Raw genomic sequence first — 13,854 nt, 5'->3', positions numbered from 1 at the left:
AATATCCATACCTTTCTACTTACAATGATGATAATCATGAATCAACTTCTTATTACAATATGTTTATTAATTTTTAGTAATATGTTTATGACGTTTGCTTGGTATGGTCATTTACGTTTTTTGCATAATCAAGTCTGGATTGTTGCCGTTTTTATTAGTTGGGGTATTGCGCTATTTGAGTATTTATTGCAGGTTCCTGCTAATCGTATAGGCTTTCAAGTTGCCACCGCTGGTCAATTAAAAATTATTCAAGAAGTCATAAGCTTATCTGTCTTTATACCTTTTTCAATTTTTATCTTAAAAGAACCTTTTAAAACTGATTATATTTGGGCTGGTTTCTGTTTGCTTGGCGCAGTATTTTTTATGTTTAGAGATAAGATTTTTTCTTAACTCTAAATGAGTCTTTATTCAACAAGTATGATTAAATCAAAAAAGATTATTTAATCTTAGTATCACTATTTGAAAGGGATCTATATGGGAATGTGATAGTTATCACATAATATAAATGTTGCCATTTATTAATTCAATAATCCATTTTAACATTGATAAATACTAAATAAATCAAAGTTATTAAACTAAATGATTTAGACGACTTCATTATATGAAAAGTGTAATAAGACATTTAATCATTTGTATACAAACCATATTGGAATATTGATATCGAGAAAGATAAAGGGGATGGCTATGCAAAAAATGTTAGTTAAAAGTATTGTGTTGTATGTTTTATTTTGTCTCCAAGCATTTGCTCTAGAAATAAAAGATGTGACAACACATCCCAATGACTATTTTCTTACCGAAAATGAAGCTCCCGATAGTTTCCAATTGTTACCCCCTCCTCCTGCATTTACCAGTGTCGAATTTTTAAGAGATAAAGCTATGTATGATTGGGGTAAATCGATGCGTCATACCGAACGAGGAAAGCAAGCTTATGTTGATGCGGATTCGAGTAAAGAAAATGTTACTGAGCAATTTTCAAAGTCTTTTGGATTAGACATATCGGCAACCAAAACGCCCGAAATTTATAAATTAATTACTACAATGAAAGAAGATGCTGGTGATCTGGCTACTCGTTCTGCTAAAAATTATTACAACCGTATTCGACCATTTTCATTTTTCAATGAGCCGACTTGCCGACCAGAAGACGAAAAAACGCTGTCTACCAATGGATCTTATCCATCAGGACATACAACAATTGGTTTTGCTATATCGCTGGTGTTAGCTGAAATCAACCCACAACGTCAAAATGAAATTTTAAAACGTGGTCTTGAAGTGGGTGAAAGTCGTGTTATTTGTGGATACCATTGGCAAAGTGATATTGATGCAGCTAGAGTGATGGCGGCGAGTGTCGTTGCTCAATTGCACGCTAATTCGCAGTTTAATCAACAATTAGCAAAAGCCAAAATGGAGTTTAACCACTTAAAAACCAATCAACAAAGCAAAAAGTAATAAAAGTTAACAACGGCTATGACTGGATTGTAAATCCAATGTTTATCAATTTAAGGCTGATATTGGCTGTTTCGTTAAACAACCAATATCAAGTTAAACTACTATAACGCTTTAAATGAGATATCCGGTAAAATCGCTTCGCCTTGCCAATATAATTCACTGGCAAGTTGCCCAGCAATTCGACAATAATTTTGAGTAAATTCACTGTCTGGATGACTAATAACTGTTGGCGTTCCGGAATCAAGGTCTTGTCGCAACATTTTATGTAGCGGTATTTGCCCAAGTAATTGAGTTTGATATTTTTCGGCAAGCTGTGCAGCGCCACCTTCACCAAAAATTGCCTCATGATGCCCACAATTTTCACAGATATGGTAACTCATGTTTTCGACAATGCCTAACGTCGGAACATTAACCTTATTAAACATTGTGATTCCTTTTTTAGCGTCGATTAAGGCAATATCTTGTGGCGTGGTAACAATCACCGCGGCAGTAACAGGAATGCTTTGCGCGAGTGTTAATTGGATATCTCCTGTACCTGGTGGCATATCAATTACTAAATAATCAAGTTCAGGCCAAAGCGTGTCTTGTAAAATTTGCAATAATGCTTTACTTGCCATTGGTCCTCGCCATACCATAGCTCCATCTGAATCGACTAAATAGCCAATCGAGTTACTGGCTAATTCATAGGCCATAATTGGAGTCATATGTTTATTGTCTGGAGTAAGTGGCTGTTGTTTTTCGGTTCCTAACATGGTAGGTATAGAAGGGCCATAAATATCTGCGTCTAAAATACCAACTTTGGCGCCTTGTTTTTGCAGTGCAAGCGCAAGGTTAATCGCGGTTGATGATTTACCGACTCCACCTTTACCAGAGCTAATAGCGATGATGTTTTTAATGTTTTTTATCGCTTGTTGATGGTTTGCTCGTTTAAGGGTGGCAATGTTGAAATCAATTTGCCAATTGACTTGTTTTAGACCGTCAAGTTCGAGTAATTGAGGTGTAACAGTTTTTTTCAACTCTTCAAAAGTGATTTGCCATGCAAAGGGCATCGTTAAATGAATATGCAAAGTTTGATTTTCCATTTCACACTTTTTAACTGCACCTAATTCGATTAAATTTTTTCGCAAAGTAGGGTGAGCAAAATTTTCAAGAATCTTTTTGGGTTCCATGGTGATTAGCCTTCATTTTTATCTGTTTTTATGCTGGTTTGTATAGTGACCATTCTTATTTAAGTAAAATATTGAGAACAGGCAAATTATTTTGTTCTTTCCAAAATATCGTGAGTGATTAGTTTGCTAATTTTTCTGAATCTGGAAAGAAATTTTATTAAATTATGGCATAAATCTAGCGATAATCCCATGTTTGATGTACTATTCCCGACATTATGTAATAAAAGGTATTAAATTGACATGACAACAAAACGCAAAATATTAGTGACTTGTGCACTTCCTTATGCAAATGGTTCAATTCACTTAGGACATATGCTAGAACATATTCAGGCTGATGTATGGGTACGCTATCAACGAATGCGTGGCAATGAGATTTACTTTATTTGTGCAGATGATGCGCATGGTACGCCAATCATGCTTAAAGCCCAACAATTAGGGATGACGCCTGAACAGATGATTGCAGAAGTTAAAACTGAGCATCAACGTGATTTTGCTGGATTTAACATCAGTTATGACAATTACCATTCAACGCATAGCCCAGAAAATCGAGAGATATCTGAACAGATTTATAAAAAGCTAAAAGCCAATGGTTATATCAAAACAAAAGTAATATCACAATTATTTGATCCAGAAAAACAGATGTTTTTACCTGATCGATTTGTGAAAGGCACGTGTCCACGTTGTAAAGCACCAGATCAATATGGGGATAATTGTGAAGTTTGTGGTGCAACTTATAATCCAATTGATCTCATTAATCCTCAATCGGTTATTTCTGGTGCAACCCCAATAATGAAAGACTCAGAGCATTTCTTTTTTGATTTGCCTGCTTTTTCAGAAATGTTACAAGCATGGATCCGATCGGGCACATTGCAAGATCAAGTTGCGAATAAAATGCAAGAGTGGTTTGAAGCAGGATTACAACCTTGGGATATTAGTCGTGATGCTCCTTATTTTGGGTTTGAAATTCCGGATGCACCCGGTAAATATTTTTATGTTTGGTTAGATGCGCCAATAGGTTATATGGGATCTTTCCTTAACTACTGTAATAAAAATAATAAAGCAATATTTGATGAGTTTTGGAATAAAAACTCAACGACTGAACTTTATCATTTTATCGGTAAAGATATTGTCTACTTCCATAGTCTATTTTGGCCGGCAATGTTAGACGGTAGTGAACATCGTAAACCTTCCAATATTTTTGTCCATGGTTATGTCACGGTTGATGGTGCAAAAATGTCAAAATCACGTGGAACTTTTATTCAGGCAAGTACTTACTTAAAACATTTAGATCCAGACTGCTTGCGTTACTATTATGCAGCGAAATTGTCGCCACATATTGATGATATCGATTTAAATTTGGAAGATTTTGTCCAACGTGTTAATAGTGATTTAGTTAATAAAGTTGTTAATATTGCATCCCGTTCGGCAGGCTTTATTAGTAAACGTTTTGACGGTAAATTGTCTGATAATCTTGCTGAGCCAGAACTTTATGCTTTGTTTATTGAAAAATCAAAAGTAATTGCCGATTATTTTGAACAACGTGAATCAGGTAAAGCAATACGTGAAATTATGGCACTGGCTGACGAAGCAAATCGTTATATAGATGAAAAAGCGCCATGGGTTGTGGCAAAACAAGAAGGGCAAGATCAAGCATTACAAGATATTTGTTCAATGGGGATTCATCTATTCCGTATTTTAATGACCTATTTAAAACCTATTGTGCCAGCATTAGCAGAACGCACTGAAGCATTTTTAAATAGCCAATTAACATGGGATTCGATTAATCAACCTTTGACCGGACACAATATTAACAAATTTAAAGCCCTATTTAACCGTATAGATATGGATAAAATTACTGCTATGATTGATGAAACAAAACAACAAGCTGCATTAGCGACGCCAGCTAAAGAAAAAGTTGCTGAACCGATTGCTGACACGATCAATTTTGATGATTTTGCAAAAGTGGATATGCGTGTTGCATTAATTAAAAATGCATGTGTTGTTGAAGGATCAGACAAATTATTGCAACTTACACTTGATATTGGAGACGAAACTCGTAATGTCTTTTCAGGTATTAAAGAGTTTTATCCTGATCCTCAAGTTTTAGTGGGCAGATTAACGATTATGATCGCTAACTTAGCGCCTCGTAAAATGCGCTTTGGTATCTCTGAAGGCATGGTACTTTGTGCAAGTGGTAAAGATGATAGTGAAGGCGTTTACTTATTGTCGCCTGATAGTGGCGCAAAACCGGGTATGCGGATTTCGTAATCAGCTGTATTTTAACTTATTTACATCTTAACAAGTTAAAAGCTTGTTAAGATGTTTTCAAGTAAATAATCGAGTTTAAAACTCGTTAAAAGTTTGTTTCATAAAATTTCCCAACTTTTTTCTTTTGCATACATTAATAGATCTGTTTTAGGGTAAACACAAACAGCATTGCCGACAGTTTCAAGCATGGGTATATCTGATATATCATTTCCATATGCAAAAGATCTTTCCAAGTTGATATTATTTACCTCTGCATACTGTTTTATAGCGATCTGTTTTCCCTCTCCAATTATTTGCGGTGGTAAAATATTCCCTGTTAATATTCCATTTTTAATTTCTAGTGTTGTGCAAAGAATATCATTTGCGCCCAAATATTTTGCAAATGGTTTTAACAAAGAAATCATTGAGCTAGAGACAAAAATAATTTTATGATTTACTTTTTTATGAAGGTATAAACGCTCTATTGTTTTATGTATTAATGGTTGTTGTTTTCTAAATAAGTCTTCAAACCATTTATTCGCTTTATCATTTAGACTTTCTAAAGTTTGACCTTGGAATTGTTGGTAATATTTTTCATTAACAATTGTTCTTGGAATGTTGTCAGCCATATCCTTTTGGAAGTTTTCAATATAAGAATTATCTTTATTTCCTGTTATTTCAGTCCAATAGTGATAAAAATCAAACATACTTTCGATGTTGATTAGCGTATTATCAACATTAAAAAAAGCCGCTTCATTCATTAATCTCTCCCATGAGTTTAATATCCATAATTATTTCGCTTCTTTATAATTTTTTCTTAACCAACTGTCATGTAGCCATTTTTGTGTTTGACGACCAGCACGAATAAAGTCCCACTCAACATCTCTTTCAAAAACCATGATAGTTTCATCCGGTGCAATAATTGTCCAAAAGTAAAGACCTGTATTTAAATCGCGGCATTTAACTTTCATGCCAGTTAAAGTCACTTTTTTACCATTCACCATAATCTCTTCATCATGGGTATCTATCCAATTATTATTATAATTTTTCAATAAATCTGGTGCATAAGTTTCAAGAAATTTGAGCGTTATTGCTAATGCTTTATCTTTCGTCACTTGTGCTTTAGTTGATTGATACTGTGGTAATAATCTAACAAATCCTTGCAATTTATTTGAATTATCATCGAATAAAAATGAAACATGTTGGCTATTAAGATGCATGGTTTCTTGTGGTTCAAAACGGTATAACGTTACCGGTTGCTTGTTGTGTAGTCCTTTATGTGTTAACACTAAATTAAAATTAAGCTCATTATCAGGTAATAATTGCTGAAAGTTTGGGGAAAGTTGTGTGCTGATTTTTGCCAATTGTGTTGAAGTCATAGGCGTTTCCTTAGTTTGGTTAAGTTGCTGTGCGTAACAATTTGAATAAAAAAAACTTAATATAAATGTCAGTATGGTTAGTTGTTTTATCATAAATCAATATCCTTAATGATGAGCTTTTAAATTTAAAATGAGTTGTATTGCGCAGACCATAAGTAAAATAGAAAGCGATGTTATCAAAATAGGAGGGGTAATAAATGTCGGTAATAATGCTCCAAGGCTTGCTCCGATAAATAAAATACAGGTATACAGTGATGTGGCAATACCGCGATCTTTTATCTCGGATTGCGTTGCTATACATACGATCATGGAAGGAACAGCATACGCAAGACCAATAATTAGCATGAAATGACAGAAATAGAGAATAACCAATGTGTTTAATCGATCAGTTAAGAAAAACGTATGTATAAATAATGAAAAAGCCATTAAGCAAAGTGCTATCGCAAGAACATACGCTGGTTTGATCACTTTAAATAGATAACTGGAGGTTAAACTAAATAGCATAGCAATGATGCTAATGTTTCTTAAAGTTGGAACATATACGATAAGTGCACTACGGTGCAACACAGAATAAAGTGAGACAAAACTAAGTAATACAAATAACGAGCATAGATATACTGGTAATAACTTTCTATTAGTGAGTATATTAGGTATCTTGCAACATATTGAAAGGAGTGTTGCGCTTGGGGTAACCTGATAGTTTTGTTTGTTTTTTAAATAATAAAAGTAAAAAATAGTTGCGCCACATGCATAAATGCCTGTTAAAAACCACATTGCATAATAAAGGGAGTTCGAAATCAATAATGACCCTAGCCATTGACCAATCGTTGCTGCAAGTAAAAATGCGCAACTGATCAGGGATATTGCTTTAGGTTTTGAACTATCTGGCAGATTAATTGAAACCCAAGCTAAAGCCACGGGAGGAAACGAAGCAGCACAAAAGCCTTGAACTGCACGAGCAAATAATAATAAATAATAGTTGTGTAGCAGTGGTACGATAAAGCTAACACAAGCAAGTAATAATAGACCGATGATTAAGGTTAAATCCTTGCCAATTCGATCAGATAAACTTCCCCAGATAATTAACCCGACAGCGTAAAAAAAGCCAAATAGAGTGGTTAATAATCCTATATTATTGGTCGTAGCATGTTTAATAAATTGTAACAGATTGGTTGAGACAGGCATTAGTAAATAAAGTTGGGTAACGACACCAAGTGCAAGAAGAGGAATGCACAAGGTACCTATGATTAATTTATATTTCATTTTAAGCTCTATATATACAATTATTGTAGTTAAAGTACAATGATTGAATTATAAAGCCAAATTTGTTTTAAGTACAACATTATTTGTTGTTTAAATATATTGTGTTTTATAATAGGTTTTTACTTTAAGTATAAATAGGTTTTTGATATGGAAAAAAAATCCTTAAAAAATTCTTATGATAATTTTTTATCAACGGTAATTGTTGGTATTGGGGAAGTTTCTGAAATGACTAAAATTCCAGTAAGAAAATTGCGTTATTGGGAAGAAAAAGGCATTATCAAAACAGTGGATCCACAATCTAAATCACGTCAATTTGATTTAGCGAACATTAAAAAGATAATCCTCATTCAAGAATTGATTGATGATGGTTATTCGTTAGACGGAGCAGCCAAAAAAGTTGAAGAAAGAATTGCCAAGATTGGGTCGCTGATGAATTTAATTCAAATGTAATTTTAAAAAATTTGGGGCAATTTTTTGAAAACTTTTTGAACAACGATATTTAAGTTGAAACCGTTAGATAAAAAAAGCTCAAAACACTATTAAATGATGGTTTTGAGCTAAAGAGTAGGATATCGTTTAAATGCTGTTTAATTGTCATCTATCTAATTAATTATCTAACTTTTTTGATTTTCTGAAGGATTGCCAGAATAAGGCAATATGCTATTTTTTAAAGAAAATGAAAAATCTTTAGTGCTGATTTCTCCGATAGTTTGATCACTATCATATAATTTCATTAAAAAACCAGCCATTTGTTCTGCTGTGTGATATTGGTTAAAACTTTTATCATAGTCATATTCATTAATATTATTCGCTTTTTGACCAAATTCCGTTTTGGTCGCAGCTGGTGCTAAAACTTTTGCCGTCAATTTTGCTTTTGCTTGTTTTAACTCTTGTGCTAATCCTTCCGTGAAGGCATTAACGTAAAATTTAGTGGCGCAATAGGTAACTGCATTAGGTACTATAGTATATCCACCTCTTGATGAGATATTTATTAGCTGTGTATCAGGTTTATTATGATATTTCTGGACATAAAGTGTGGATAAAATAGTTAAAGCTTCAATATTTAAATGTAACATGGATTGTATTTTCTCTAAATTTTGATCTTCAACGCTTCCATAATGTCCGAAACCCGCATTATTTATCCATGTTTCAATGTAATAGCTATTTAATTGCTCAAACAGAGAATGAACATTAGTTGCTTGAGATAAATCACAAATTTTGATAATGACTTGGATATTTGGGTTCACTTCAGCTATTTTTTGTTTTAATGCTTGCAGTTGTTGTTCTCTTCTTGCTATTAATATTAGATTTTTATTGCGGTTAGCAAATTCAAGTGCACAGGCATAACCAATGCCAGAACTGGCGCCGGTTATTGCCGTGTATTTTTTTTCATTATTGATCATTTTCTTTCCTTTTTCATATTTGAATAAGATTAATATTTATTATTATTTCCATGAATTATGGGGTAATTCTTCTTCTTTTGAAGCTTTAGCTAGTGCTTCAGATAACTGGTCTCGATTTAGAGGTACACAATAAGCAGGTTTTGCTCGTTCAAATCGCCAACTTTGAGATAAATCTCCGGTATCGATATAATCGAATCCAACTTGTTCTAGTAAATTGAATATAATTTGTTTGCTTGGCATATCATTACCAGCAACTGGGAGTGCTCTTCGGTCTGTTTTATCATCCGGCTTGGCATCTTTAACAATGTCTTTGGCAAGTATTGCATTAAATGCTTTGACAATTTTAGACTGGTCAAGATGTTGAGCGACAAGTTCGCTTGTTGTAATTTGATGGTTATCTAGTTGTTCAAAATGACCATCACGATCTGGGTAGTAATTCATTGTGTCGATGATGATTTTTTTACTGAGCAGATCTTTTGGCAAAAGAGTGTAATTAATGAATGGAATAGCGACTAAAATAAGATCGCTGAATTCAATTGCTTCTTGCTGGCTACCTATTTGACAACCTAAACTGCTAGCGACACTGTATAACGATTTTTTATCTCTTGAATTACTAAGCATAACTTGATATCCAGCTTGGATAAACAATTTAGCGCATGCTTGACCAACAAAACCTGCACCAATAATACCTATTTTTTTCATGTAAAGCTCCATATCATTAATTATTTTGTTGTATTATCATTATAAAATGGTAGAGAATAAATATGATATTAATTAATTTATTAACAACTGGAGGTTGATAATATGGATCTTTTAAAGTGTATGGAGGCGTTTGTATTAACTGTAGAAACGGGATCTTTTGTCGCTACATCAGTTTCTTTAAATACATCGCCGCAAATGGTGACTAAATATATCGCTTTTTTAGAAAAATATTTAGGTTTAAAACTACTTAATCGAACGACACGCTCACAAAATCTTACTGAATTTGGTAAACAGTATTATCAGCGTTCTAAATTAATTCTTGGTGAAATAGCAGAATCTAAAGTATTAGCACAACAATTTATTGATGAACCTAAAGGTAGACTAAGGATTAGTGCGCCAGTTAGTTATGGGCATTATAATCTCATTCCAGTTATTAGTCGCTTTATGAAATGCTATCCTAAACTCAATATAGATATTCAATTGAGTGATCGTTATGTCGATATTGTAAAAGACGATTTTGATATTTTATTTCGAATTGGGCAATTAAATGATTCGGGTTTAATTGGAAGAAAGCTCAAACCTTTTCAACTTATTTTTGCTGCATCACCCAGTTATTTGGCTCAAAATGGCATACCTGCTGTACCGGAGGATTTAAAACACCATCAATGTTTAATTTATCAATATGTAAATCGGAATAAAAATGATTATGTATGGCCTTTTACCGTTAATGGCAAATCATGTAATCTTCCTATATCTGGCTTATTACAAACCAATGATACTTCTGCTTTAGCTATTGCTGCTATCGAAGGGTTGGGTATAACAATGTTACCTGAATCTATGCTAATTGAGCCCATTAAGCAAAATAAGTTACTGCCTATATTGCAAAATTTTTTACCGCCTGCCAGAGAAGTGCACATGCTTTATACCGCCGATAGACAACCATTACCAAAAATGAAAATGTTTACTGAATTTGTGACTAATGCTATGTCTTAGAGTTTCAGGTTTAGTTAAAAAACATTTATCATTAATGATTAGGTATAAAAAAAGGCGAGTTAATCGCCTTTTTATTAAAATAACCACAATAAATTAATTATTGATGGTAACTAATGTCGTTACGTCTTTACCTAACATACTGTTTAAATAAACTAAGTCATTAGCAGTTAACGTACCTACAGCATATTTTAACTGTAATAAACTGGTTAGATAATTATATTTTGCATCAGACAAGTTTCTTTTTGAGCTATAAAGTTGTGTCGTTGCATTAAGTACATCAACTATTGTTCGTGTTCCAACTTGGTAGCCCGAGTTTGTCGCTTCTAATGAACTTTCAGCTGAAACCACTGCTTGTTGATAAGCCTTGATGGCGCTGATTGATGAAGAGATATTATTATAAGAAGAACGAACTTGGTTGATTACAGCACGATTTGTACTCTCAAGTTTTTCACTAAAGCTAATGTAGTTATGCTGTGCTTGCTCAACTTTCGAAGTCGTTGCTCCGCCTGAGAAGATAGGTAAATTTACACTTAGACCTACATAATTATTGCCAGAATAAGTTTTACCATTGCCACCATTTGGCCCTGTATTGCGACCATATCTATCAGTTTTATTTAAATTTGTTGAAGCATCTAAACTTGCAGTTGGCAAATGTCCTGATTGAGAAAGCTTGATTTGTTCACGAGCAATATCTTGGTTAAGTTTCATTGTTAACAAATTAAGATTAGACGTTTCTGATTGTTTTAACAATGCACTAATTGCAGTTGGTGCTTCAGTTTTAAACGTATTCGTATTAATGGTTGCTAGTTTAGAATAAAAACGACCACTAACTTGGCGTAAATCTTCAATTGCATTATTTAAGTCATTTAATGCATTAACTTGTTGTGCAAGAGTAAGATCGTAATTAGCTTGAGCATTTTGCACGTCGGTGATTGCCACTAATCCAACTTGGTGCTGTTGACGTGTTTGTTCTAATTGACGTCCAATCGCTTTTTTCTGAGCATCAATAAAACTTAATGCATCAAGCGCTTTTAAAACATTAAAATAAGCAACGGAAGTATTTAATATTAAGGTTTGTCCTTGATACTGGTAAGCGATATCTGCAATCGTGGCTTGCTTTTTAGTGATATCTAAAGCTTTCCAGTTAGAATAATCAAAAAGACTTTGCGATAAAGTTAATTGATATAAATTACCACTTTTCGATTTGATACCGCTATAGTCTCGACGACCATGTGTGACACCATAAGAGGCACTTAAACCTATTTGTGGTAATAAACTGGCACGAGATCCAGAGATGGCTGAATAGGCTTTGTCTTTTTCAGCTAATGAACTGCGCAAATCCGGATTAGTTATCTTTGCTTGTTCATAAACCTGAACCAAATTCTCTGCAAAGACAGAGTGGCTTAACGCTAAGCCGATTAGAAAAGTTAAAGTTTTTTTCATCAATTTTCTCTTTAAAAAACATTCAAATATTGTAGTATTTTTAATTGTATAATTTTAACAGATAAATAAGATATAGTAAGCATAGTTTGCTTGCTATCCGCACTTTTTATTAAAATTTAGTCTAAAATTGAGAATTTATATGAAAATTAATAATAATCCGATCCTTTTTGACAAAAAAGATGTGTTTAATTTAACTAAACGTGTTTTATATAAAGGTTTTTTTTCTTTGCTTGAGTATCGTTTTCAATATCGTAAATTCGATGGAACTAAAAGCGAATTAGTTTCTCGAGAGATTTTAGAACGCGGTCATGCTGTAGTATTATTAGCTTATGATAGTAAACGCGATCAAATCGTGATGATTGAGCAAATCCGTATAGCGGCTATCGAAACCCAAAATAGTCCATGGTTATTAGAACTTATTGCTGGCATGATGGATCATGATAATGAGTCATGTGAAGATGTTGCAAGACGAGAAGCCATAGAAGAAGCGGGAATAACGATAGGGCGTTGCAAACCTGTTATTAGTTATTTAGCATCGCCAGGTGGATTAACTGAAAAACTGCACATATTAGTTGGTGAAGTTGATTCCTCAACAGCTAAAGGAATTCATGGATTAGCCGAAGAAAACGAAGATATTAAAGTGCACGTAATCAGTCGAGAGCAAGCTTATCGATGGGTTCAAGAAGGAGTTATCAATAATGCTGCATCAATTATTGCAATTCAATGGTTACAGCTCAATTATGCGTTGTTACAGAAAGAATGGAAATAAAATTTTAAGTGATCACATTTAATTTTTTCTTTCATAAAAATGTGATCCATTTTACACTTTGTAAGCGTACTTGAATTTATAATAAAAAAATAAATATCAAAGCCAATCATAATGTCCTATTTAATGACTAAGTTGATAATAAAAATTGTAAATAAAAACAGATGCTGAGGTAAATTTTGCAGTCATTTTTACACCTTCCAATAAAAAATAGCGATTTCGGTAATATATTGCATATTACTGATACGCATTTATTTGCTAATGATAATAATCAGTTATTAGGTGTTGATTCAAATGCAAGTTTTCTCTCTGTTATTGATGAGATAAAATCTCTAAAAAAACAATATGATTTGATTGTAGCAACAGGTGATTTTGTACAAGATGGCTCTAAAGAAGCTTACTCGTTATTTGCAAAGCAAATCCAAAAATTAAATACGCCTTGTGTCTGGCTAGCCGGAAATCATGATAACTATGCTTACATGCAGATTATTTTTAAAGATTACCAACTAGCTGAAAATAAAGTTGTTTTATTGGGTGATAATTGGCTTTTAATTTTGTTAAATAGTCAAGTAGTAGGACAAGCATATGGTTACTTATCTGATTTAGAGCTAGCGTTTTTACGAAAAACGCTTGAAAACTATAATGATAGATATGCTCTTGTTTTTTTACATCATCACGCTATCGAGTCAGGATGTCATTGGCTAGATCAACATATATTGAAAAATAGTGATCAATTGAAAAATATCATCCAAAACTATCCTAAAATAAGTGGAGTAGGGTGGGGGCATATACATCAAAATCAAATGCATTCTTGGTATGGTTGCAAAGCATTTTCGACACCTTCAACTTGCGTGCAATTTAAACAGGCATCCTATGAGTTTAATTTATCTGTAGAGGCACCCGGTTGGCGAGAAATTAAACTTGGTAAAGATGGAGAAATACAAACCGATGTTTTTCGAATAAATAGCAACCAGTTTCAACCCGATCTGTCTCAAAACGGCTACTAATAATTATCCGTTTTGAATACCAAATGATTTAAATTT

14 protein-coding genes are annotated in these 13,854 nt (G+C 33.3%); 7 read left to right on the top strand and 7 right to left on the bottom strand.

All coding sequences use genetic code 11. The annotated features are described in order from the left end of the window. The first annotated feature begins 36 nt into the window (after window positions 1-36). Window positions 37-390 carry a DMT family protein gene (locus ACKJXD_RS02075; protein WP_220215574.1) on the top strand — a complete coding sequence of 118 codons (354 nt, stop codon included), beginning with the start codon at window positions 37-39 and terminating at the stop codon, window positions 388-390. A gap of 294 nt (window positions 391-684) precedes the next feature. After that, window positions 685-1,446 carry an acid phosphatase gene (locus ACKJXD_RS02070; RefSeq protein WP_220215573.1) on the top strand — a complete coding sequence of 254 codons (762 nt, stop codon included), beginning with the start codon at window positions 685-687 and terminating at the stop codon, window positions 1,444-1,446. A 101-nt stretch (window positions 1,447-1,547) separates the two neighbouring features. Here ACKJXD_RS02070 and apbC read toward each other — a convergent pair whose 3' ends face one another. Further along, complete coding sequence (apbC, locus tag ACKJXD_RS02065; protein WP_430875367.1) at window positions 1,548-2,615, bottom strand: iron-sulfur cluster carrier protein ApbC; 1,068 nt, start codon at window positions 2,613-2,615, stop codon at window positions 1,548-1,550. A gap of 240 nt (window positions 2,616-2,855) precedes the next feature. Between apbC and metG the strand changes: the two genes are divergently transcribed. Beyond that, entirely contained in the window at window positions 2,856-4,883 is a 2,028-nt protein-coding gene (metG, locus tag ACKJXD_RS02060) for a methionine--tRNA ligase (RefSeq protein WP_294827324.1), read from the top strand. 98 nt (window positions 4,884-4,981) lie between these two features. On the opposite strand, the gene ACKJXD_RS02055 is transcribed toward metG, so the two are convergent. The 3 genes from ACKJXD_RS02055 to ACKJXD_RS02045 form a co-directional block, all read right to left on the bottom strand. Continuing rightward, window positions 4,982-5,623 (bottom strand): HAD family hydrolase, encoded by a 642-nt coding sequence (locus tag ACKJXD_RS02055; RefSeq protein WP_430875366.1) that lies wholly within the window; start codon window positions 5,621-5,623, stop codon window positions 4,982-4,984. A gap of 30 nt (window positions 5,624-5,653) precedes the next feature. Further along, window positions 5,654-6,241 carry a hypothetical protein gene (locus ACKJXD_RS02050; RefSeq protein ID WP_430875365.1) on the bottom strand — a complete coding sequence of 196 codons (588 nt, stop codon included), beginning with the start codon at window positions 6,239-6,241 and terminating at the stop codon, window positions 5,654-5,656. Window positions 6,242-6,346: 105 nt separating this feature from the next. Beyond that, window positions 6,347-7,504, bottom strand: coding sequence for an MFS transporter (locus tag ACKJXD_RS02045; protein ID WP_430875364.1), 1,158 nt, complete (start codon window positions 7,502-7,504; stop codon window positions 6,347-6,349). Window positions 7,505-7,651: 147 nt separating this feature from the next. On the opposite strand from ACKJXD_RS02045, the gene ACKJXD_RS02040 reads away from it, so the two are divergent. Continuing rightward, complete coding sequence (locus tag ACKJXD_RS02040) at window positions 7,652-7,954, top strand: MerR family transcriptional regulator (protein ID WP_430875363.1); 303 nt, start codon at window positions 7,652-7,654, stop codon at window positions 7,952-7,954. Window positions 7,955-8,118: 164 nt separating this feature from the next. Here the strand turns inward: ACKJXD_RS02040 and ACKJXD_RS02035 are convergent, their stop codons facing one another. After that, window positions 8,119-8,907 (bottom strand): SDR family NAD(P)-dependent oxidoreductase, encoded by a 789-nt coding sequence (locus ACKJXD_RS02035; protein WP_430875362.1) that lies wholly within the window; start codon window positions 8,905-8,907, stop codon window positions 8,119-8,121. Window positions 8,908-8,949: 42 nt separating this feature from the next. Beyond that, window positions 8,950-9,609, bottom strand: a complete 660-nt coding sequence (locus ACKJXD_RS02030; RefSeq protein ID WP_430875361.1) for an NADPH-dependent F420 reductase — start codon at window positions 9,607-9,609, stop codon at window positions 8,950-8,952. 102 nt (window positions 9,610-9,711) lie between these two features. Here ACKJXD_RS02030 and ACKJXD_RS02025 point away from each other — a divergent pair, with 102 nt between their 5' ends. Continuing rightward, the gene (locus ACKJXD_RS02025; RefSeq protein WP_430875360.1) at window positions 9,712-10,602 is read left to right on the top strand and encodes a LysR family transcriptional regulator; all 891 of its coding nucleotides are present in this window, start codon (window positions 9,712-9,714) and stop codon (window positions 10,600-10,602) included. A 93-nt stretch (window positions 10,603-10,695) separates the two neighbouring features. Here ACKJXD_RS02025 and tolC read toward each other — a convergent pair whose 3' ends face one another. Beyond that, the gene (gene tolC / locus ACKJXD_RS02020; protein WP_220215563.1) at window positions 10,696-12,045 is read right to left on the bottom strand and encodes an outer membrane channel protein TolC; all 1,350 of its coding nucleotides are present in this window, start codon (window positions 12,043-12,045) and stop codon (window positions 10,696-10,698) included. Window positions 12,046-12,184: 139 nt separating this feature from the next. Here tolC and nudF point away from each other — a divergent pair, with 139 nt between their 5' ends. Further along, window positions 12,185-12,814, top strand: a complete 630-nt coding sequence (nudF, locus tag ACKJXD_RS02015; protein WP_430875359.1) for an ADP-ribose diphosphatase — start codon at window positions 12,185-12,187, stop codon at window positions 12,812-12,814. A gap of 176 nt (window positions 12,815-12,990) precedes the next feature. Further along, window positions 12,991-13,818: a 3',5'-cyclic-AMP phosphodiesterase gene (cpdA, locus tag ACKJXD_RS02010; protein ID WP_430875358.1), complete on the top strand. Its 828-nt coding sequence runs from the start codon at window positions 12,991-12,993 to the stop codon at window positions 13,816-13,818. Window positions 13,819-13,854: the final 36 nt, after the last annotated feature.

Origin of the sequence: Gilliamella sp. G0441 (assembly GCF_050589305.1) — a bacterium.
Lineage (GTDB): Bacteria > Pseudomonadota > Gammaproteobacteria > Enterobacterales > Orbaceae > Gilliamella.
The sequence above is the reverse complement of the archived record's forward strand: the minus strand, read 5'-3'. Positions and strand labels throughout refer to the sequence as shown.

What these genes read in the sequence shown, in the direction of transcription:
- ACKJXD_RS02075 (WP_220215574.1), top strand. Translation starts at nt 37, where the DNA reads ATGAATCAACTTCTTATTACAATATGTTTATTAATTTTTAGTAATATG.
- ACKJXD_RS02070 (WP_220215573.1), top strand. Translation starts at nt 685, where the DNA reads ATGCAAAAAATGTTAGTTAAAAGTATTGTGTTGTATGTTTTATTTTGT.
- apbC (WP_430875367.1), bottom strand. Translation starts at nt 2,615, where the DNA reads ATGGAACCCAAAAAGATTCTTGAAAATTTTGCTCACCCTACTTTGCGA.
- metG (WP_294827324.1), top strand. Translation starts at nt 2,856, where the DNA reads ATGACAACAAAACGCAAAATATTAGTGACTTGTGCACTTCCTTATGCA.
- ACKJXD_RS02055 (WP_430875366.1), bottom strand. Translation starts at nt 5,623, where the DNA reads ATGAATGAAGCGGCTTTTTTTAATGTTGATAATACGCTAATCAACATC.
- ACKJXD_RS02050 (WP_430875365.1), bottom strand. Translation starts at nt 6,241, where the DNA reads ATGACTTCAACACAATTGGCAAAAATCAGCACACAACTTTCCCCAAAC.
- ACKJXD_RS02045 (WP_430875364.1), bottom strand. Translation starts at nt 7,504, where the DNA reads ATGAAATATAAATTAATCATAGGTACCTTGTGCATTCCTCTTCTTGCA.
- ACKJXD_RS02040 (WP_430875363.1), top strand. Translation starts at nt 7,652, where the DNA reads ATGGAAAAAAAATCCTTAAAAAATTCTTATGATAATTTTTTATCAACG.
- ACKJXD_RS02035 (WP_430875362.1), bottom strand. Translation starts at nt 8,907, where the DNA reads ATGATCAATAATGAAAAAAAATACACGGCAATAACCGGCGCCAGTTCT.
- ACKJXD_RS02030 (WP_430875361.1), bottom strand. Translation starts at nt 9,609, where the DNA reads ATGAAAAAAATAGGTATTATTGGTGCAGGTTTTGTTGGTCAAGCATGC.
- ACKJXD_RS02025 (WP_430875360.1), top strand. Translation starts at nt 9,712, where the DNA reads ATGGATCTTTTAAAGTGTATGGAGGCGTTTGTATTAACTGTAGAAACG.
- tolC (WP_220215563.1), bottom strand. Translation starts at nt 12,045, where the DNA reads ATGAAAAAAACTTTAACTTTTCTAATCGGCTTAGCGTTAAGCCACTCT.
- nudF (WP_430875359.1), top strand. Translation starts at nt 12,185, where the DNA reads ATGAAAATTAATAATAATCCGATCCTTTTTGACAAAAAAGATGTGTTT.